Origin of the sequence: Chryseotalea sanaruensis (genome assembly GCF_003990915.1) — a bacterium.
GTDB lineage: Bacteria > Bacteroidota > Bacteroidia > Cytophagales > Cyclobacteriaceae > Chryseotalea > Chryseotalea sanaruensis.
Genome location: NZ_BHXQ01000001.1, coordinates 907,110 through 929,288, shown reverse-complemented (window position 1 = coordinate 929,288; position 22,179 = coordinate 907,110). Strand labels below are relative to the sequence as shown.

Here is a 22,179-nt window from a genome sequence, read left to right as displayed (position 1 = left end):
TTGTAAAACTAAAATATTTAGTATTACTTTGCAGCATGTCGTTTGTTAATAAGAACCTTCGTTATCTGAGGCAACAGCGTGGATGGACGCAAAAGGAATTGGCTGATCAATTGGATGTAAAACAACCAGTAGTTGGTGCTTATGAAGAGGAGCGGGCCGTGCCCCCACTTTTTACCCTTATGCGCATAGCCACTCTGTTTGATCTTAGTTTAGATGCTTTGGTGCAGGACGATTTGAGTAAACCAACTCAAAAGAAGAAGCAAGTTGCTAAGCGAGAAGTATTGGCCATTACAGTAGACAGTAATGATAGGGAGAATATAGAGTTGATACCTCAAAAGGCAGCAGCAGGATATTTGTCGGGTTATCAGGATCCGGAATACATAAGTGAGTTGCCGAAGATCAGTATGCCGATGTTACCGCGTAACCGAACACATCGTGCTTTTGAAATACAAGGTGAGTCTATGTTGCCGATACAACCTGGCAGTATTGTTTTTGGTGAATATGTGGAATCACTGCAGGATTTGAAAAATGGAAAATCTTATATATTGGTGACGAAGCAGGATGGAATAGTTTTTAAACGCGTATTTCAATTTAAAGAGCACAAGGAAACGTTGTTGTTAGTATCCGACAACAGGGTGTATGAACCCTATACAATAAAAGCTTCCGAAGTAATGGAACTTTGGTTAGTGCATTCCTTCTACAGTAAATCGTTACCCGACAGTATACAATCAACATCACCCTTAGCGGATCAGTTAGCCTTGCAACTGGTTACGCTTCATAAAAAGAAATAGTTTGCCATAGCTATGTTTGAAAGCAAAAAACCCCGCTTGCACGGGGTTTTCTGTTTTTCAAATTCAAATCCAGTTTAGTTTGTGATGTATCCTGGATTTTGTTGTCCTGCCAATGCAGTGTTAACGTCTATTTCGCGTTGAGGAATAGGGAACACCAATAGATCATCATCATAGAAGAAAGTTACGGCTCCTAAAACAATAGATTCCTGAAGTCTCTTTACATCATGAAGTCTCTGACCTTCAAGTGCAAGCTCTAACTTTCGCTCATTTAAAATATCGGCTAGTGTAACAGCTCCTAACGGATCTAAACCTGCTCTTTCGCGTATCAGGTTAACATCATTAAGCGGTGAATCACCTACTGAAGTACCTAAGCGTTCGTTACATTCAGCTCTGGTTAGGTACATTTCGGCCAGACGAATCATTTTTACATTACCAAATTGATTAGCCCATTTTCCAGTACGGATGTCATCTGTACTAGGATCAATATAGAATAATTCTGATAATCGCTCATCGTCAGCTTCATAAAGATCAAGATGACTGTCCTGAACTTCAACATCGCCACGTCCACCTAAAGCACTTGCAGCAAAGAAAGTCACCATGTTATTAATTCCGTCTACCTCACTCACAGGAATGTTAAAGAGATCCTCCGAAGTGGTCGGGCCTTCAAATGCGAGCGCAACTTCGTCAACTAGTTCATAGTTACCAGAAGAGATTGCTCTGTCAGCGGCATTGCGTGCTTCAACATAGTTTGCCATTTGCAAATGTACACGTGACAATACTGCAGCTGCAGCTTCTGCTGTAGCCTTACCTGAATTAGGGCCTTCTGCTAATTGACTTTCAGCAGTATTCAGGTCATCAAGAATTAATTCATATACTCGCTGAACAGTAGCTCTGCCAACAGGTTCAGTACTGTTTCGATCTTCAACAAGTCTGATAGGAACACCAAGGTTTGTTGTGGTATTACCAGCTGAATAAGGTTGAGCAAAAAACTGAATCAATTCAAAATAAGACAAACCTCTCAGAAAAAGAGCTTCACCTTCCACCTGATCACGATCTTCTTCATTTACAACATCCAAAGCGCTTAACACATTGTTTACTGTATTGATAGTTGCATACGCAGCTATCCACATATTAGCAACATCTGAGTTCGCAGCGATCATCTCCTTTCTGTAAAGATCAGAAACATCGTTGAATGTACCTGAGAATACGATTTCATCATTTGCAGCCATTAGTTCGCTGTTGCGAAGTGTATTGCCGCCAAAGTAAGCCCCTGCAGAAAGGTTATTGTAAGCACCTATTAACGTTGATTTAACGTTAGTGTCGGTTGCCAATGCAAATTTATCTTCAGCATTGTTTGGATCTGTCAGATCCAACTTATCCTCGCAGGCAGTTGCCAATAGAGTAGCTGCTACGAGTAAGATTTTTTTATAGTTATTAAATATCATAATCAATCGGGTTGAATAATTAGAAACCAACTTTAACACCTACTGTTATTGTTTTAGCCTGAGGTGCAGCATAAAAATCGTTACCCAGATCAATGTTGGTAGCGAAAGCATCAGAGTTAACCTCAGGATCCCATCCTTTGTAATCAGTAATGGTGAGTAGATTCTGCCCCGTCACATACAAACGTGCACTTGACAATTTAAAACGACTGATCATAGAGGCAGGGAAATTGTATGCAAGAGTCAGCGTTTTCAATCTTAAGTACGAAGCGTCATATAAAAACCTGCTTGAAGACTGAGCACCATTGTTTCCGTATAATCTGGCTTGAGGCACATCTGTGATATCGCCTGGGTTTTGCCATCTTCTTAATTGATCAACAGTAGAGTTGTCTTCGTACCTTCCATTTGCCGACATAAAACTACCAGCACCATCAAATACTTTATTACCTGCAACGCCCTGGAATAGAACCGACAGTTCTAATCCTTTAAAGGTTGCATTAGTGGTAAAACCATAAATTGATGTAGGAGTTGGATTACCTAATACTACAGGGTTAGCTGAATTGAAATTGTTTGTTGTTGCTGATCCTGTATTCTCTCCGTTAACAAACCACAATGCATCACCATTAGCTGGATCTACACCTGCATATTCACGACCGTAGAATACACCAATGGGTTGGCCGACAATAACTGCGTTTAAAAATCTAGAACCTGTGGGTCCAATCTGATTTTGACCTTCATTAAGTTTTAATACTTTATTTCTATTAGCTGCGTAATTACCGCCTATAGATATCGAAAGGTCAGAGGTTTTAACAATAGTATAGTTTAAAACGAGTTCAAATCCTTTGTTCTCCAGTTCTCCAATGTTTTCGTAGACTGTTGTATAGCCACTAGTTGCTGGTTCTGGCTTATCCAGTAGAAGGTCGCTAGTCTGCTTGTTATAGTAATCAACTTCACCGGTTAGTTTGTCATTGAAAAACCCAAAATCAAATCCAATATCTAACTGAGCTGTTTTTTCCCAACGCAGATCAGGATTCTCTAATTGTCCGGGCTGTAATCCAGGTGTTCCACCGTAACCAATACCGTTATAAAGTCGTAGATAGCGGTAGTCAGGTATTGATGCATTTCCAGTTAAACCATAACTCGCTCTTAACTTTAAAAAGCTGACAGGAGTAACACCTGACATGAATCCTTCTTGTGATAAGATCCATCCCGCTGAAGCTGCTGGAAAGAAACCATAACGATTATCAGGACTAAACTTGGATGAACCGTCCATACGACCGCTTAGACTGAATAGATATTTTTCGTTAAACTTATAGTTAGCTCTTGCATAGAAGGAAGTATATGCTTCTTCATTAAGTGTACCCGGTATACTTACAGGTGTAGCAGCCGAGGTCAGTTTTTTCATGTTAGGAATTGGAAAACCCTGTCCTTGAGCATCTTGAAAATCTATTCTCTTTTGTAACAACTCCGTTCCAAAAGTGGCATTGATACTGTGCTTAGCAATATTTTTATCCAGTATTAATAAAGCACGTGCGGTTGAGTTGAACACTTGTGTCCATCTAGAACGGCCATACCCACCTACAGATCTTCCTACTTCTGTAAATTCGTTTTGGTAACGACTTTCATTTTGAGTTAGGAGATCAAAGCCGTATTCTCCAATCAAACGTAAATCATTGCTTATTTTATAAGTAGCGTTTGTGGCAACAATGTTTCTGAAAACTTTAGTTGTGAACTCAGCGTTCTCTAACTCAACAGTAGCAGGGTAATATGACATTGAAGGATTTAAAGAGTTGTCATATAGTCTTCCTTCAGCATCTCTTACTGGTGTAATCGGAGCTTGTGCAACTAACTGTAATGGTGTTGAAAACTCATTATCATCTGTAACCCTATCGTTAATTGTATTCGCAATATTAACATTCATACCAAAGCTAAGCTTATCGGTTGCTTTATGGTCTAGGTTTAATCTTCCTGAAATTCTTCTGAAAGAGTTACCAATTAATATACCGTCCTGATCAGTAAGTCCACCACCAAAATAAAATGTGGTTTTATCTGTACCACCGCTTGCTGTGAAATCAAACGAATTAAAGTTAGCTTTTTGATAAGCTTCTTTTTCCCAATCAGTGTTAGTCTCCAATGTTCTCCAGTCGGTATGGCCACCAAGGTAGTCCATGTAGCCTTCCCAGAATTCTAACCAAGAGTCGGGATAGTCAGCAGGATTATTAATTGGATCGAACCCATCTGCCAAATCGTTATTATATGCAGATTCACGCATTAACTCAACATATTGTGCTGAATTAAGAAACTCTCTGTTGCGAGTTGGTTTGCTTGAACCAAATTGATAATTAGCTGTAAAGTTTGTTTTACCAGCCTTACCTCTTTTGGTAGTAATGAGCACAACACCATTGGCAGCTCTTGCTCCATAAATAGCTGAAGCAGCAGCATCTTTTAGAATTTCTAGTGAAGCAATGTCATTAGAGTTTAAATCGGCAAGTGCGTTTGTAGCGGCATCAGTACCTGATAAGTTGTCGTTGTTGATAATCATACCATCAACTACGTACAAGGGTTCGTTCCCCGCACTGATTGAAGATGATCCTCTGATTCTTATATTCAAGCCTTGGCCTAACTTTCCATTTTGTTGCGTAACCAAAACACCAGCAGCTCTTCCTTGCATCGCTTGCTCGAAAGTTGTAACCGATAAATTCTGGATGGCATCACCGCTTACTTTTGCAATGTTTCCTGTAAGATCTTGCTTTAACTGCGTACCATAACCAACAACAACCACTTCGTTAAGTTGTGTTACATCAAGTGCGAGTGAAACATCAACCGTTGCACGCTCTCCTATAGCCACTTCGGTGGTATTAAGACCAATAAAAGAGAACACTAATGATGCTGAGCCTCCTGAAGGCACACTTAATCGATAATTACCCTCAGCATCAGTTACCGTCCCTACGGCTGTTCCTTTGATTACAACGTTTACACCCGGCAAAGCTGTACCATCTTCAGCAGAGGTAACTTTTCCGGAAACAGTTCGTTCTTGGGCGTTCGTAGCCAGGGTTAATGACATGAACAAACCCACTAAGAGTAGAATTTTCCTCATAAATTTTAGGTTTAGATTGACGCTGTAAAGTAATAAAAAGCAGTAAAAAGTTCTACTTATATCACTTTTAGCTCAATATAATTCTGAGGAAAGAGGAAATCCTACCTAAATATTGGTTAGTAAGCCCTTACTAGTTTACCATCTAGGTAGTTGATGAACGACTTGTTGACAACCCGCATACCACCCGCAGTGGGGTAGTTTCCAGTAAAGTACCAGTCGCCTTTATGATGTGGAATAGCTTTATGAAGATTGTCAACGGTTTGAAAAACAACCTCTAAATCTGCTCTCATGCCGACAGGTCTTACAATGTCTGTAATCTTTGCGGAGAGTTCTTCGTCAGTATATTGGTCGTATAGTGCTTGTACAAAATTTTGGTGTTGTTCAAGTTCTTTAGCTGCCTGGCATCTTTCGTAGACTTCGTCTAACAGATAATCTTTGCCAGTATCTTTTAAGAGTTCCCGCATAGCACGGAAGGCGACAAACTCGCCCATCTTGCTCATGTCTATACCATAGCAATCGGGGTAACGTATTTGTGGACAAGAAGAGACTACTACAATTTTCTTGGGTTCTAAACGATCCAGCATTTTTAAAATGCTTTTCTCTAACGTAGTTCCTCTTACAATTGAATCGTCAATGACCACCAAGGTATCCACTCCCTTACGAATTACTTCATAAGTAGTGTCATACACATGCGACACAAGATCATCGCGGTGTTCATCATCGGTGATAAAGGTGCGCAACTTGGCATCTTTTATAACAATTTTCTCAATGCGTGGTCTGAAGGAGAGTATGTCTTCGGCATCATCCATCGTTGGCTTTCCTTCCAACAATACTTCTTTCTGTTTTTGAATCAGGTATTCTTCTACACCGGCCATCATACCGTAGAAAGCTGTTTCGGCTGTGTTTGGAATATAAGAAAAGACTGTATTTTTTAAATCGAAGTTGATGGCTTTTAATACTTGGGGTACTAATAACTTACCAAGTTGTTTACGCTCTCTGTAGATATCAGGATCGTTACCACGTGAGAAATAAATGCGCTCGAAACTGCAGGATGCTTTTTCTCCGGGTTGTATAATCTGATGCTGTTCATATTCGCCACTCTTGGTAACGATTAAAGCATGCCCGGGTTTAATCTCTTCAATCTGGTTGTAGTCGATGTTGAATGCAGTTTTAATAGCAGGCTTTTCAGAAGCAACCACTACTATTTCATCATCGGCATAAAAATAAGCAGGACGAATACCGTTTGGATCGCGTACTACGAATGAAGAGCCTGAGCCGGTCATACCAGCCATGGCATAGCCACCATCAAAATCTTTACAGGCACGTCTGAGTACACGTGCTATTTCAATTTCATTTTCGATAATCTCAGAAATCTCTTTATTAGAAAATTGATCTTTATACTTCTCGAAAAGGCTTTGCACTTCTTCATCAAGAAAGTGACCTATTTTTTCCATTACGGTTACAGTGTCTACTTTCTCTTTAGGATGCTGACCGAGCCCTACTAAAATATCAAAGAGTTCGTCAACATTGGTCATGTTGAAGTTGCCGGCCATTACTAGGTTACGACTTCTCCAGTTGTTTTGGCGTAAGAAGGGATGAACGTTTTCAATGCTATTGCGACCATGCGTACCGTAGCGAAGATGACCCAACCAAAGTTCTCCTGTAAAGGCCACATTTTCCTTAAGCCATTGCTCGTCTTTAAATCTGTCTTTTCCTAGTTTTTGCGCTTTTCTGAATTTCTTACCTATTTTTTTAAAAAGGTCAGCCACAGGCTGTTGTTTAATTGAACGGTAGCGACTGATGTATCGGTGTCCTGAATCTACGTCAATTTTAATATTGGCAATACCGGCTCCGTCCTGCCCGCGGTTGTGCTGCTTTTCCATCAGCACATACATTTTATTCATCGCGTAGGTTGGGCCGTACTTTTCTACGTAGTAAGAAAGGGGCTTACGCAGGCGAATCATGGCAATGCCACATTCGTGAAGGATTTCGTCAGTCATGAGTGGAGCGTATCAAAGTGCAAAGTTAATCCTATTCAGCCAACCCATCAAACTTGAAGGCATGAAGAATAAAACTAACAGCATGATAACCACAATTATTCCGAAAAGATTTACTAGTATCGATTTTTTAATAGTAAGTGTTCGACTTTCTGCCTTTAAAAAGGCCTGATAAGGAATTTTTAAGTAGAAAAAGAGAGAAACTACAGTATTGAGTAAGCCCACAACAAATAACATCATATAGATAATTGCTTGTGAGTCTTCATAGGCGGTCCATAATGATGAGAAAATGAAGAGTTTAGCCATAAAACCAGCAGTTGGTGGTAGACCTGTTAATGAGATCAGGCCAATTAAGAGCATAATGGAGGCGAAGGGTTGAGTTTTACCCACACCGGCATAATCCGCGATTTCTACAACAGTTTGCTCCTCAAAATAAGCGATGTACCAGAATACGAGATAATTGGCTAGTAGAAAGGCCGTTGCATAGTAAAGCATTACTGCAATACCTTGTTCATTCAGCGTTATGGCACCAATTAATAAAAATCCGCTTTGTGCGATGGAGGAATAAGCCATCATACGTTTGGGATTCTTTTGCAATAAAGCAGCAAAGTTGCCGATGATCAATGTAAGAATGGCGATAAGGCTAATGATCACATACCAACGAATAGAAGAGTATCCGCCTAAGTTTAAAGCCTGTATAAAGTGAATGAGAATTCCTAGTCCTGCCAGCTTAGGCACAACAGAAAAGAAAGCAACGACTGGCGTGGTCGATGCCTCATATACATCTGGTGCCCACGGGTGTACCGGTGCACTGCTCATTTTAAATAAGAAGCCAACCAATACAAAGCATACACTGATAACTAAAAAATAGTTTTGGTTGTCAAAGATCGCTTGTCGGAATGTACTGGATGCGAAGTCTAGCGTAAGTGTTTGTCCATAAAGCATAGACATGCCGTATAGCATAATGGCAGATGCTACTGATCCAAATAAAAAATATTTAAGTGCAGCTTCCATACTTTTTTTCTGAAAGCCAAAAGCTGCCAATGCATAAGAAGGAAGTGAGATAAGTTCCAGTGCAAGAAAAGCCATGACAAGATTGCTACTCATTACAAGTAAATGTGCTCCCAGTGTAGCCGTTGCAATTAATGCATAATATTCTCCTTTACGTTCTTTTTGCGAATAGGAGAGAAGCACTGTAAGAATAGCCGCCAGATCAATTAGTATCTTTAAATGGGTTGAAAAATTGTTAAGCTGAAGCATACCGCTGAAAAGCGGAATAGTTGATGATACCTCACTATACTGCAGTAACGATAAAACAAATGCACCTATGAAAAAAGTCAGAGCGAAAGCATCAGTTGCTCTTTCTTTTGCTTTAGAAAAAAGACTGGCCAGCAAAAGAAAAATTACACTAACACACAGCAGTAACTCTGGTAAAAAATACCCAAGGCTTAATTGAATCCATTCTAATTTTTCTGCTATCCCCTGCATGGTTATCGCTGAAGTAAAGCTCTTAATGTTTTACCACTTTCAAGAATAGACGAGCTAAAGGCCTCGGCAAAAGGGTTGATAAAATCAAGTAGTAATTGTGGAAAGATGCCTAAAGTAATTGTAATTAACAGTAAAGGGATAAGCATAATTTTCTCCCGCAGATCAACATCTGCCAGGTTATTATTAATGCCAGATTTTACATGGAACTTACCAAAGAACATTCTCTGTAATGTCCACAGGTAATAGATTGCCCCCAGCACTAAACCAAAAGTAGCCACAATGGCAAAGCTTTCATGCAATAAATAGTTGGTGCTACCGGATTTAAAGGCACCCAGAAAAACCATGAGCTCAGCCATGAAACCAGATAGCCCCGGCAACCCTAATGAAGCAAAGAAAGCAATAAGTGTAAAGGTAAAGTAGACTGGCATTTTAGTTGAAAGGCCGGAATAGTTACCAATCATTCTGTCGTGGGTGCGGTCATATAATACACCAACCAATAAGAATAACATGGTTGAAATAATACCATGACTGACCATCTGATAAATGGCTCCGGCACTTCCTTCAGGTGTAACAGAGGCAACGCCTAACAGCACAAACCCCATGTGTGAAACAGAAGAGTAGGCGATCAATCTTTTTAAATCTTTGCTGGCCATAGCAGCAAGACCACCATAGATGATGGATACAACACCAAAGAGTGCTACCAACCAACTTAACTCTAAGGCAATGTCTGGAAATATGGGATAGGTAATTCTGAGTAATCCATAACCACCGATTTTTAATAACAACGCTGCTAATAAAACAGAAATAGGTGTTGGGGCTTCTACGTGTGCATCGGGTAACCAGGTATGTAGGGGTATCATCGGTAATTTAATACCAAAGCCAATGAATAATAAGATGAAGGCCCACGTTCTGGCCGACATGCCTAGTATGCTTACATTGCGTTGCGGATCTAAAATTGAATTGCTAATAATATTGTTCACATCCTGCATGTCCACAAGACTAAAAGAATGGATTATCAATTCACCATCGCCAATACTTTGTGTTGACAAGTAAAGGGCAATCATTACAATCAGTATGAAGATTGAGCCCAATAAGGTGTACAGGAAAAATTTGATCGAAGCATATTCCCTTTTAACACCTCCCCATATACCAATGAGGAAGAACATAGGCAACAACATAAATTCAAAGAAGAGATAGAAAAGCAGAAAATCCTGAGCACAGAAAGTGCCAATAACCGCAGCGTTTAATATGAGGAGCAGCGCAAAATAACCTTTAGGACTTTTTTCAATTTTCCACGAAGAGATAACGGCAATCAAAATAACAATTACGGAGAGTGCTACTAAAGGTAAACTAAGACCATCAACCGCCAAGAAGTAGTTAGCCTTGAGAATGCCCCAGGCTCCCATGTCCAGTGTAATCCATGGTTTTAATTCAATCAGTTGTAAACCATTTTGCTGCGTTGAGTAATGACTGAAGACCAGCAGTAAAACAATAACCTGAAGTAGGCTGATAGCCAAGGCTATGGTTCTAAACTGTTTGGAAGTTGAGGGCATAGCAAGCGTTACCAACGCACCTGCCAGTGGTATTATCAGCAATAGGGAAAGTAAATAGGCCTGCATCAGCTAATACAACATGTTAAAACAAAATCCAAAATAGAAAAATTATCAGTGTAAAGGTTGTCCAGAAAATATAAGTCTGGATTTTACCTCCACTAAAAGAACGCGCCAGAGCTCCTGTCTGTCTTGCCATCCAGGCTATTCCATTCACACCGCCATCAATAATCCATTTATCAAACCATGCGAGGAGATGCGCAAAAGTTACTTGTGCATAGGCAAGTACGTGGATGAAACCATCAATCCCCTGATCACTCTTCTTTGCTGTGTATGCTAAAGTAAGAACGGTATTCTTTCCAGCTTTATCATATACCCTGTCTAAGTAAAAACCGTTCTTTAGAACAGGATAGACTCTCGATAATTCCTTGCTTTTATACCACCACCATGCTATTACAGATAAAGTTGGAATCAATATCATGGATAACCAGGTGATGAATAAATAGTGTTTAGCAGGTTGTATGCTATTGAGTAACCAGCCATTGTATTCAAGAGGATGTACCGAAACTACAAACCACAAAGAACACAAGGAAAGTAAAATAATGGGTATACGTAAAATCCCGGGAGCTTCGCTTACCCTCAACAGGCTTGTTTTTTTAGCAGTTGCAAAGAAGATGTACCACAACATTCGAACACTATAAACAATTGTTAAAACAAAAGAGACTACAACTGTCCAAGTGAATATAAGTCTCCATGAATTGCCCGACCAGTTAAACAGACTTACCAGAATAGCATCTTTAGATTGAAAACCTGATAACATAGGGAAACCAGATAATGCAGCGCTGCAAATTGCAAAGCAAACTAAGGTAATGGGCATCATTTTTTTTAACCCGCCTAGATTTCTGATATCCTGTACATCGAAATGAACATGTGCAGTATGCTGTGCCTGATGGAGCACATGAATAATAGCTCCCGCACTTAGGAATAAACCAGCTTTAAAAAAAGCATGCGTAAATAGATGCAACAAAGCCACACCATAAGCACCAGAACCCACAGCCGCAAGCATTAAGCCCAATTGAGAAATGGTAGAGTAGGCTAAAATCTTCTTGATATCGTATTGGTGTAAGGCAGCCAGTGCTCCCAACAAAGCAGTTATACTACCGACAATGACTACTATATCTAAAGCTTCAGGACTGAAGAGCGGAAACATTCTGATTAGTAAAAAAATACCTGCAACCACCATGGTAGCAGCGTGGATTAAAGCTGATACAGGGGTTGGCCCCTCCATGGCAGAAGGCAGCCAGTTAAAGAAAGGAACCTGAGCTGACTTACCCATCACAGCAATTAACAAACTGATGGCCGCTGCATTTCTCCAGAACTCATTCGTTAGTTGTGTCACTTCTGTTAAGCTAAAACTATTGGTCTGCGTGTACAGAATCAGTATAGCCGCGATGAAACCAAGATCTGCAATGCGATTGATGACAAAAGCTTTACCAGCAGCTTTTGCTGCAATGGCTTTTTCACGCCAATGTCCAATAAGCGTGTAAGATGAAAAACCCACCAATTCCCAAAAAATAAATAGTAGTAAGATATTATTAGCCAGCACCAAGCCTAACATGCAGAAAGTAAAAAAGCCCAGCATGGTATAGTAGCTCTTTTCAAATCGATCACCTGCCATGTAGCCACTGGAAAAAAGGTGAACCATTAGCGAAATAAAACTGACAACCGACACCATCACTAGGGTGACATTGTTGATGTAGAAGCCGGCTGTAATTGTATAGTTACCTAAACTAAACCAGGTATGCTCCAAAAGGACAGGTGCTTCATTCCATTGTGCCACGCAAATGCTAATGCCAGTAATGGTGGTAAGCAAAAGCAGAAAAACAGCTATGAGTGGATTAAGCCAGCGGTATTTTTCTGAAATAAATTGAGCAAGCATTGCCGAAACAAGGGGCAAGCCCAGCAAGAAAAAAAGTAAATTGAGTAGTAATGCCTGGCTCATCCTTTCAATTCAGTTACTTCATCAGGAACAGATGTTTTATAATGACGATACACCTGAAGAATAATCGCCAAACCAATGGCAGCTTCACAAACGGCAATAATCATTACAAATAAAGAGAACACCTGGCCATCTAATGTTTGTGGTGTTTTTTGATTGAAGGCGATCAGATTAATGTTTGCCGCATTAAGCATCAACTCGATACCCATCAAAACCATAATGGCATTACGCTTTACAATCACAATGACTAAGCCAATGGATAGGAGTAAGGCACTTAATATGTATAATGGTTGAATAGGCATTAGTTCTTGCTTGGTTTAAAGCCTGCAATGGTAGCTGCACCAGCCAATACCGCTAACAATAAAATACCGGTAATCTCAAAAGGCAAAACATAATCAGTCAGCAACTCAACACCAATTGTTTTTATCGTATTGCTTTCAGCTGATGGTTTTTGAATCGGTAGAATAAAGATTGATTTATTTACAAAAAAGAGCATCAGGAAAAACAAAGACCCGCCCACTAAAACGCCACCGAATATGCCTGTATTTCCAATAGCGATAGGTTGGGCACCAGATTTATTGGTGAGCATAATTCCGAAAATGAGCAACACAACTACACCACCTGCATACAATAAAATTTGTGCTACTGCCGAAAATTCAGCCATGCACAAAATGAAGAGTGCTGCTATACCTAACAAACAACTCAGTAATGCTAAGGCAGCATGAAATATGTTCTTTACAAACAAAAGCGTTATAGCTGATCCGGCCACCATGGTACAAAAGAAATAAAATGTGAAGTTAAGCAGACTCATGCCGAAGGAGGACTGGGTGGTTTAATCTTAGGTTTAAAAACAGGTTTGGCTGGTTTTGGTGTATCAGAAGTGCTTGTGGTTATTGCTAATGGTGCTGCAGGAGTCGTTGCCTTAAGTTTTTGATGTTCGTCCCAGGCTTTTTTCTTTTCATCAATATCGGCAGTACTCATCTCACCAAAGGCAAATGTGTGTTCTTTAATATCGAACACGCTGAAGTCATACTCCTTAGTCATGGTCAGACATTCGGTGGGGCATACAGTCGTGCATAAACCACAAAAGCAGCATTTGGCCATATCAATATCAAACTTGGCTGCATAAATGCGTTTAGAAGTTCCATCGGAGGTCTTTCCAATTACTTCTGGCGATTTAATGGGCTCAATGGTAATACAATCCACGGGACAAACTACAGCACACTTATCACAGACAATGCAGTCATCTATCTCATTATGAAGCTTATAACGACCTACATCAGGAACGGGCAATTGTATGTGGGGATATTGTATGGTGGCAATCCCTTCTCTTTCGTTAAAATAGTCAGCAGCTTTAATGGATTTAACAGACTGACTCTTAGTGGCTTTAAAAAGATGGCGAAGCGTTAATTTCAAACCCGCTGAAAGCGATTTGAAAGCATCGGCTAAAGAAGACCAATAAGTTACGTTTCTATCCACAGGCATCAAAAATACAAAACAAGCCTGATAAATAAGGGTTCAAATCAGGTCAATGAAATTTTTAAAACACAACGCTCATCCTTTAAAAGTTGAGGCGCCCGGGCAATATCTATAGCCGAGTTGGCATCATCCATTTCTTCACGCACTTTACGCTTTATTTCTTTCATGCGCATGGCTTCAATAAAACGTTTTACATCTTCGTTGTGCTCCAAAAGTAGTGGTGGTACCATTGTGGGTTTGTCATCATCCCCTTTTGCCACCATGGTAAAGTAACTAGAGTTGGTATGCTTAATAATTCCTGTTTTTACATTCTGTGCTTCAACTCTTATTCCAACCACTAAAGATGACCTACCCACATAATTAACAGAGGCATGAAGCGATACTAATTCTCCAACTTCAACTGGCTGTAAAAACTCAACCTTATCTACAGAAACGGTTACGCAATAAGTGCCGGCATGCTTGCTGGAAGTGGCATACGCCACTTTATCCATCAGCGACAACAGAATTCCTCCGTGAATCTTTCCGCCAAAGTTGGCATAAGAGGGAATCATTAATTCTGTAATAGTGGTTTGAGAAAGTCGTACGGGTTTAGGCTCCATGGTTTAGCGGGTTCTGTGACGAAGTTACAACTATCTTTTACTTATGCCCTCTTCCTGATTTGTAATCCGGAAGCCATATCAAAGAATTTTTAATTCGTCTGTGATGAAAACTCAAATAAATTATTGTTTACTTACACCGCCTCAAGTTCCCTTTTGTTCATTAATGACCTGAGTCTTAAGAAAAGTGCAAGTGCAACTAATGTAAGGCCTATGAGTAATCCTGACCAAATACCAATAGCCCCCATGTTAGCTTTAAAAGCCAGGTAATATCCCAAGGGCAAACCAATAATCCAGTATGAGATAAAAATATACAGTGAAGGTATTTTTACATCCTGCAAACCTCGTAAAGCGCCAGCACACACTACCTGCATGCCATCAGACAATTGGAAGAAACCAGCAATGATGAGTAATGGAGCAGCAATGGCAATTACATCTGCATTATTTATATAAAGCGCAGGAAACCAGAACCGTCCTAAGTAAAAAATGAAGCCCCATACCAGCATAATTACTAAAGCCATACCTATGAGCGAATAAGCTGAAGCCTTTACATTTTTATAATCATTTTTACCAATGTAGTTACCGATTCGAATAACCGCAGCAGCTCCTAAACCACTGGTAGTCATGTAGCTGATGGTGGCCAGGTTAATGGCAATTTGGTGTGCGGCCAATGTATTGGTGCCAAGCCAGCCCATCATTACAGCACTAAAATCGAATGCTGCCACTTCAAAAATGAATTGCATACCGGCCGGAACACCAATATGAAGTAAGTTGTTAAAAGTTTTTTTAGAATAATTGCCAAAAGCAAAAATGGCGCGATAGATTCTAAGCTTGCTGTGATAAAATACATAAACAGCTAAAGCAATGGCCATGAAAAATCTGGAATTGAGTGTGGCGTAACCGGCACCCTTTAGTCCCATAGCTTCAAAGCCAAAGTTTCCATAAATGAAAGTATAATTTAAAAATATGTTTAACAGATTGGCAGCAATCATCACAACCAATGACAGATACGTTAAAGAGAGACCATCAGCGAATTGCCTGAAAGATTGAAAGATCAGAATTGGTAAAAGAGAAACAGTAACTATGCTCAAGTAGGGTAGTGCCTGATCAACTGCATCCTGGGGTTGATCAATTTTATACAGCAAACTCTTACCAAACATGACCGCTACAATCAGGATAAAGCTGAGGCAAACATTAATCAAAAAGCCATGTCTGAAAACTAAAACAATGGCTTCTTTGTCCTGCTTACCATCTGCTTCTGCAATTAATGGTGTAATGGCATAGGATACACCGATGCCGAACAACATCAATACATTAAAAATAACATTGGCCAACGATGCGCCTGCTAATGGTGTTGCTCCAATTCGGCCAATCATAATATTGTCCATCACACCCATAGTAACGTGCCCCAATTGACTCAGCATCACAGGTAGTGCCAGTGTAATGTTTGCTTTTAGATGTTGTTTAAGAGTCATGTTAAAGGGAATGCGCTATGTTGAAGCCTTGACGAGATCAGATATTTTTTAAACGGGCAACATACAAAATACCTGCAACGCTCATGCTATCTGTAAGAGAGCCATCAGCTATCATTTTTATGGCTTCTATTAAACTTACCTTCTTTACCTGCAAATCGGCTTCTGTATCTTCTAATGCATTTTTACCTTGTGTAAGTTCTTCAGCTAAAAATATATGTCCTTCTTCATCGGTAATTGAGTTTGAGGTGTGGAAGCGCATCAACTTAGTCCACTTGTTGGCCGTTAGGCCTGTTTCTTCCCTCAATTCTCGCTTAGCCGATTCAAGAATGTCTTGATCCAGTGGACCGCCACCTTCTGGCAATTCCCAACTCCACTCATTTAGTGTATAGCGATGCTGTCCCACAAGCCAAATGTTATTATCCTGATCAAGTGCCACTATGCCAATGGCTTTATTTTTAAAATGAACCTTTCCATAAATACCCCCACCACCCGAAGGGTTAATCACCTGATGTTCAGTTAAGGTGATCCAATTATTATCATACTTTACTTCCGTAGATAGGGTTTTCCAGGATAATTTTTGACTTGACATATATCACTATTCCAATCTGAAAAATTTAAGCTTGCAACTTAAGCAATTCCATCTAGCTTTTATTCCTGGGCTGAATCCTTTATGGCTACATGCTCAATACCTTAACCGCAGATTTGAAAACCCACTTAGCACTTATCCTAATCCTTCTATTTTTTTGGCAATAATCTGTGTAAATCAGTGTAATCTGTGGCCACTTAAATTGACATTCATTTTAATTTTCCTAAAACAAATCGAAAGGATTAATTAATTTGTAGTTCAAATTTTAATCATAGTTAACATGGGACTTTGGGACAGAATTAAGAATGAGTTAATAGACATCATCGAATGGACCGATGATAGTACCAATACAATGGTTTGGCGTTTTCCTCGCCATCAAAATGAAATTAAAAATGGTGCACAGCTGACGGTAAGAGAAAGTCAGGTGGCAGTTTTCGTTAATGAAGGCAAGATAGCAGACGTATACCAACCAGGCCGGGTAAAACTAAGTACAGAGAACATGCCTGTGTTAACCACACTCATGGGCTGGAAATATGGTTTTAATAGTCCCTTTAAAGTTGAAGTATATTTTGTTAACACTAAGAACTTCACTGACAACAAATGGGGAACCAAGAATCCCATTATGTTACGCGATGCCGAGTTTGGTCCTATTCGTTTACGCGCTTTCGGAACTTACGCTATTAAAGTGGTTGATGCAGGCAAATTTATTAGAGAAATAGCCGGTACACAGGCGCATTTTACAACCGAAGAAGTTACTGAGCAATTGCGTAACCTTATCGTCACCCGCTTTACGGATGCTGTAGCTGAAAGTAAAATACCTGTTTTGGATTTGGCTGCAAATTACGATGAGTTATCGAAGTTTATCAGCAACAAAATCAATCCGGAATTTGGTGAGTATGGCATTGAGGTAACTAAATTTTTGGTAGAAAATATCTCATTACCACCAGAAGTGGAAACAGCACTGGATAAACGTAGTAGCATGGGTATTTTGGGTAACCTTAATCAGTATGCTCAGTTCCAGGCTGCTAATGCAATGGAAGCTGCTGCTAAAAATCCAGGTAGCGATGCAGCTTCAGGTATGGGTATGGGTATGGGCTTTGCCATGGCGCAGCAAATGGGACAGATGTTTAATCAGCAAAATCAAAATGCACAAGCGGGTAATCAGGCACCGCCACCTTTGCCAAATGCAGCTGCTTATTTTATTGCTGTAAACGGACAACAACAAGGGCCTTTGAGTATTGCTAATTTGCAACAAATGCTTCAACAAGGTACCTTCAATCGCGATACATTAATTTGGAAGCAAGGCATGAGTGCCTGGATTAAAGCTGGAGAAGTAGCAGAACTCGCTTCTCTCTTTGGCGCAGTGCCACCACCACTTCCACCACAATAATCCAATATCGTTTAGTTAAGCTTCCTTATAAATCCTCTCCTTTGGAGAGGATTTAGGTGAGGCACTAAACAACTTCACCATAATAATTCCTTAGCTGATTTATAATTCCCCCTTTGCATCATGAGTAATTTTACAGAAAGCACAAAGGCTATTAATCTCGAATTGGCCTGCCAGAGTTGCGGGGCATTGCTAAAGTTTAAGCCGGGCACATTACACCTCGCCTGTGAATATTGTGGAGCACAAAATGAAATTGTCCAACCTGATGTAGTGGGGAAAATAGAGGAGACTCCACTCGAAGATTTTCTAGCTAATAATTTTGAGAAGGAAGATCAAATGGAAATAGCAACTGTAAAGTGCGATAGTTGCCACGCAGTTTCTTCCTTTGATCCTAAAACAAGTTCAGACAAGTGTCCCTTTTGTGCTTCGCCTTTGGTTATCCAGTCAGGTACAACTTCCAGTATGCACAAACCCCAGTATGTACTTCCTTTTGGTATCGATGAAAAGAAAGCAAGGCAGAATTTTGGTACATGGTTGAAAGGCTTATGGTTTGCGCCTAACGACCTCAAACATTATGCAGATCGTGCCGGTAAACTGTCGGGTATGTATTTACCTTACTGGACTTTCGATTGTACAACTGACACTTCTTATACAGGACAGAGAGGTGAGCATTATTATATTACAGAAAGCTACACAACTGTTGAAAACGGTAAATCGGTTAACAGAACCAGACAAGTACAAAAAACAAGGTGGTATCCAGCCAGTGGCCATGTAAACAATATTTTTGATGACATTTTAATTGAAGCAACAACGTCTCTCAAAAAAGATAAACTCCGGGCATTAGAACCCTGGGACGTTAAAAACCTGGTTGTGTACAACGATAAATACTTGAGTGGCTTCAGAACAGAAACTTATCAGGTAGAAATACGAACAGCCTACCAACAAGCCAAGCAAAGGATGGAACCCATCATTGACCAAAGCATCCGGCAGGATATAGGAGGAGATACCCAGATGATTAATTTTACTAACAGCACCTATAAAGATCCAACCTTCAAACATATTCTAATGCCGGTATGGATTAGTGCCTATCGTTTTAATAATAAGCTATACCAATTTCTGATCAATGCAAGAACAGGGGAGGTGCAAGGTGACAGGCCATACAGTGCTGCGAAGATTACTTTTGCCATTTTGGGAGGCTTATTAATTCTGGCGCTTATCTACTTCTTTGTACAAAATCAATCATAAACTATTAATTAGCTATTCTAAGCATAACACACTGAAAATTAGGTATAAACCCCTAAACTGTTTAAGGTATTACTTTCAGATATTTTCGCTATCTTAGATTATAATTAAGAGTTATGAAAAGCACACTCAATTCCAATGTCTATTGGGAATTAGTAGCCCCCGAGCTCATACTCATTGCTATTATCTTGCTCATAGGCACTGTTTCCTATTTGAAGTTCTAAGCCGTTTAGTTAGGCTTCCATATTCTTCCTCTCCCCCGGAGAGGACTGGAGGTGAGGCAACTAAAAAGGCTTAACTAAACCACATAGTATTTCAAATTCTAAGCCGGACAACCAATTTTTAGTAACATTGTGGTGTAATCAAATTACGCCAATTGTTACAATCCTCCTTTACATCTGATAAAATAGAAGCTGGTTGCGATGAGGTTGGTCGTGGTTGTTTGGCAGGCCCTGTAGTAGCTGCAGCGGTTATTCTTCCTAAACGTTTTCAGCATGAATGGCTGAATGATTCAAAAAAACTGCCTGCCCTAAAACGTAAAGAATTAGATGCCATCATTAAAAGTGAGGCACTCGCCTGGGCTATTGCAGAAGTAAGTCCGCAGGAAATTGACCAGATTAATATTTTGAAAGCTTCCTTTAAGGCCATGCATCAGGCTTTGGATCAATTGGAAATAAGACCTGAATTGTTGTTGATTGACGGCAATCGTTTTACGCCATATAAAAAAATAAGTCATCATTGTATCATTAAAGGCGATGGCAAATTTCTCTCCATTGCTGCAGCCTCTGTGTTGGCAAAAAATTACCGCGATGATTTAATGGAGAAATTGGCTCATCAGTTTCCCGGCTATGCCTGGGAACGTAACGTTGGCTACCCTACAAAAGAACATCGTACAGGTATTGAACAATTAGGGGTTACACCATATCACCGCATGAGTTTTCAGTTATTGCCAATACAGGGAGAGTTGTTTTAGGTGCGTGAATACAGCGAACTGGTTTACGCTGTCGCGGATATTGTGCCGGAGCAAGTGTGTAAGTTCATCCGTGATTTTGGCTAGTCATCAGTTTTTTGAGATGTTTGTGAAAGAGGTTTTGGATAAAGGAAAATTTGGTACGTGAGGACAAGAACCAAGGCTGGGTTCGGTTGGAGGTAAGCAAATAACAAAGACATTTGGCAAAAATTAACTCTAACAGATATGAAAAAGTGCCTTATCGCTTTAACTCTGATGACGGTTAGTACCGTTGGATTTTCACAATCTTACAAGTACTACTTTGAGAATGGACTACTAATCCTGCTGTCGCGGATGTTGTGTGTGAGCCATTGCATAAGCTCATCCGTGGCCTTGGCTAGGCAGGAGTTTTTTGAAAGATTTGTGAAAGACGTTTTGGGTAAAACAAAAGCTGGTTCGCGAGGACACCAACCAGAGCAGAGACGGATTAAAAATCCTTTTTATTAGTGGTTCCCCATGCGCTGCGCTAACATGGCGAACAGCAAAACAAACAAATAAAAAAATTATAAAATGGCACAGTTGAAAATTAAGAGATTAAAGGAATGGGCTAACAAACGTTTCAGTTACAAGGTAATTTTAGACGGACAAGAACACTTTGAAATAGCAAATGGACAAGAACGATTAATTTCTATTGACAACCCGGTAACAATTCAGGCTAAAACAATGTGGGGGAGCTCAAAAAAGGTAAAAGTTGACATCAGTAATGGCAATATAAAAGAAATTCGAATAAGTGCGAACAAACAGACTAATATCAGATTCCCAATTGCAGCTTTTTCAATTGTTATGATTTGTAGCGTGGTTAATCTTATCTATCCCGACAATGGTGCTAAAGATTTTATGACTGGATTGTTAATTGGTGTGGCAGTTCCATTGCTAGGACTTTTAACAATTTGGAGAGATAGATTTCTGGATATCGAATTGGTGACAGAATAAAAACCAAACCACTTTAATCATCGTTCTCTCGTCAGCGGTATGCATAAAAGTGTTAGCTCATTGGATAGTCAGAATTGTTTTTTGAGCTATAGAAGAAAAACGTTTTAAGTAAAAAATGACTGTTTCGTGAGGATACGAAGCAGGGTGGGGGTTTAGGGTGATAAAGTAATAATTAAGTGAAAATTAAATTAACAATATGTATTGGAGTTTGGCTTCTAATCCATTCCCTTGTGTTTGGCCAGACAAATTATATATCCAAAGATTCACTATTTCGCTTTAAATTGTCCGGGAACCTTGAAAAGGTAGATGAAGAGGGTTTTCATACAATAGATACGCTTGAAATTATTCACACAACATCAAATCGGATTATTCAGACAATTAAGCCTGATACCAAATTCGAAAATCCAAATAATTACGAAGCTTGGAAAATAATTGACATCAATTATGATGGCAATGAAGATTTCATTCTTATCAGTGGAAATGGACAATACAGAGATATTCTATATGACTTTTATATTTACGACATCAAAACAGGCCTGTTTAGTAAATGGGAAAGTGAATTCAATGATGGAGCAAATTTGATAAATGTAAGACCATCTTTTGATGTAGTAAATAAAACAATAACAACATATTGGCATAATACGGACACATTTCAAAAGACTAGTATTTTTAAGTTTTTTAACGGAGAATATCAGTTAGTTGAAGAATATAATCAGGAATTGGATAAGGAAACAAATGGTAAATTTTTAATAACCACGCACAAAAAAATGGTGGAAGGAAAATGGAAACTGATGGAATTTGAAATGATTTCTTTACAAAAGGAAAACTGAGGCGAATTACCTACAGCTCCAACCAAGCTATAATCGTGCCGAGTGACAATTTTTCAAATCGTTAACCAGCTTTTTATCGTTGTCTCTTATGCTTTGTAAAAGCAAGCTAAATCTGTATTAATATTCACTGCTCTGGCATAGCGAAACAAACATATTATCCCTAACTTTTGATAATCAGCATTTTCTTGCTGACTATGTGCGCTCATAATATTACCCTTTCTCAATATTATAGACATACATGCCAAATCCTTATGCATAATTTGGGTTTAATCTATATA

The 22,179-nt window shown here is 39.5% G+C and carries 18 protein-coding genes; 6 read left to right on the top strand and 12 right to left on the bottom strand.

Annotation, left to right across the window (positions count from 1 at the left end; genetic code table 11):
* Positions 1–35: 35 nt before the first annotated feature.
* Positions 36–791: an XRE family transcriptional regulator gene (locus tag SanaruYs_RS03750; protein ID WP_127121155.1), complete on the top strand. Its 756-nt coding sequence runs from the start codon at positions 36–38 to the stop codon at positions 789–791.
* A 74-nt stretch (positions 792–865) separates the two neighbouring features.
* Here the strand turns inward: SanaruYs_RS03750 and SanaruYs_RS03745 are convergent, their stop codons facing one another.
* The 12 genes from SanaruYs_RS03745 to SanaruYs_RS03690 form a co-directional block, all read right to left on the bottom strand.
* Complete coding sequence (locus tag SanaruYs_RS03745) at positions 866–2,236, bottom strand: RagB/SusD family nutrient uptake outer membrane protein (RefSeq protein ID WP_127121154.1); 1,371 nt, start codon at positions 2,234–2,236, stop codon at positions 866–868.
* A gap of 19 nt (positions 2,237–2,255) precedes the next feature.
* Positions 2,256–5,330: a SusC/RagA family TonB-linked outer membrane protein gene (locus SanaruYs_RS03740; protein ID WP_127121153.1), complete on the bottom strand. Its 3,075-nt coding sequence runs from the start codon at positions 5,328–5,330 to the stop codon at positions 2,256–2,258.
* A 116-nt stretch (positions 5,331–5,446) separates the two neighbouring features.
* Positions 5,447–7,330 carry an amidophosphoribosyltransferase gene (locus tag SanaruYs_RS03735; RefSeq protein ID WP_127121152.1) on the bottom strand — a complete coding sequence of 628 codons (1,884 nt, stop codon included), beginning with the start codon at positions 7,328–7,330 and terminating at the stop codon, positions 5,447–5,449.
* A 12-nt stretch (positions 7,331–7,342) separates the two neighbouring features.
* Complete coding sequence (locus SanaruYs_RS03730; protein WP_127121151.1) at positions 7,343–8,815, bottom strand: NADH-quinone oxidoreductase subunit N; 1,473 nt, start codon at positions 8,813–8,815, stop codon at positions 7,343–7,345.
* A 2-nt stretch (positions 8,816–8,817) separates the two neighbouring features.
* Positions 8,818–10,434 (bottom strand): complex I subunit 4 family protein, encoded by a 1,617-nt coding sequence (locus SanaruYs_RS03725; RefSeq protein WP_127121150.1) that lies wholly within the window; start codon positions 10,432–10,434, stop codon positions 8,818–8,820.
* Positions 10,435–10,450: 16 nt separating this feature from the next.
* Positions 10,451–12,367, bottom strand: a complete 1,917-nt coding sequence (locus SanaruYs_RS03720) for an NADH-quinone oxidoreductase subunit 5 family protein (RefSeq protein WP_127121149.1) — start codon at positions 12,365–12,367, stop codon at positions 10,451–10,453.
* The gene (nuoK, locus tag SanaruYs_RS03715) at positions 12,364–12,666 is read right to left on the bottom strand and encodes an NADH-quinone oxidoreductase subunit NuoK (protein WP_127121148.1); all 303 of its coding nucleotides are present in this window, start codon (positions 12,664–12,666) and stop codon (positions 12,364–12,366) included. The genes SanaruYs_RS03720 and nuoK overlap by 4 nt, the downstream gene beginning before the upstream one ends.
* Entirely contained in the window at positions 12,666–13,175 is a 510-nt protein-coding gene (locus tag SanaruYs_RS03710; protein WP_127121147.1) for an NADH-quinone oxidoreductase subunit J family protein, read from the bottom strand. The genes nuoK and SanaruYs_RS03710 overlap by 1 nt, the downstream gene beginning before the upstream one ends.
* Entirely contained in the window at positions 13,172–13,843 is a 672-nt protein-coding gene (locus SanaruYs_RS03705; protein WP_246011828.1) for a 4Fe-4S dicluster domain-containing protein, read from the bottom strand. Before SanaruYs_RS03705 ends, SanaruYs_RS03710 begins: the two co-directional genes overlap by 4 nt.
* A gap of 44 nt (positions 13,844–13,887) precedes the next feature.
* Positions 13,888–14,442, bottom strand: a complete 555-nt coding sequence (locus SanaruYs_RS03700; RefSeq protein WP_127121145.1) for an acyl-CoA thioesterase — start codon at positions 14,440–14,442, stop codon at positions 13,888–13,890.
* A gap of 131 nt (positions 14,443–14,573) precedes the next feature.
* On the bottom strand, positions 14,574–15,914 hold the full coding sequence (locus tag SanaruYs_RS03695) for an MATE family efflux transporter (protein ID WP_127121144.1): 1,341 nt from the start codon (positions 15,912–15,914) through the stop codon (positions 14,574–14,576).
* Positions 15,915–15,951: 37 nt separating this feature from the next.
* Positions 15,952–16,503: an NUDIX domain-containing protein gene (locus SanaruYs_RS03690; protein WP_127121143.1), complete on the bottom strand. Its 552-nt coding sequence runs from the start codon at positions 16,501–16,503 to the stop codon at positions 15,952–15,954.
* Between the two features lie 277 nt (positions 16,504–16,780).
* Between SanaruYs_RS03690 and SanaruYs_RS03685 the strand changes: the two genes are divergently transcribed.
* The 5 genes from SanaruYs_RS03685 (at position 16,781) to SanaruYs_RS03665 (ending at position 21,901) form a co-directional block, all read left to right on the top strand.
* On the top strand, positions 16,781–17,890 hold the full coding sequence (locus tag SanaruYs_RS03685; RefSeq protein WP_127121142.1) for an SPFH domain-containing protein: 1,110 nt from the start codon (positions 16,781–16,783) through the stop codon (positions 17,888–17,890).
* Positions 17,891–18,010: 120 nt separating this feature from the next.
* Positions 18,011–19,132, top strand: a complete 1,122-nt coding sequence (locus tag SanaruYs_RS03680; RefSeq protein ID WP_127121141.1) for a TFIIB-type zinc ribbon-containing protein — start codon at positions 18,011–18,013, stop codon at positions 19,130–19,132.
* Between the two features lie 373 nt (positions 19,133–19,505).
* Positions 19,506–20,102: a ribonuclease HII gene (gene rnhB / locus SanaruYs_RS03675; RefSeq protein ID WP_127121140.1), complete on the top strand. Its 597-nt coding sequence runs from the start codon at positions 19,506–19,508 to the stop codon at positions 20,100–20,102.
* Between the two features lie 546 nt (positions 20,103–20,648).
* Complete coding sequence (locus tag SanaruYs_RS03670) at positions 20,649–21,071, top strand: hypothetical protein (protein WP_127121139.1); 423 nt, start codon at positions 20,649–20,651, stop codon at positions 21,069–21,071.
* A gap of 176 nt (positions 21,072–21,247) precedes the next feature.
* A complete protein-coding gene (locus SanaruYs_RS03665; RefSeq protein ID WP_127121138.1) occupies positions 21,248–21,901 on the top strand; it encodes an XAC2610-related protein in 654 nt (217 codons plus the stop codon).
* Positions 21,902–22,179 lie beyond the last annotated feature (278 nt).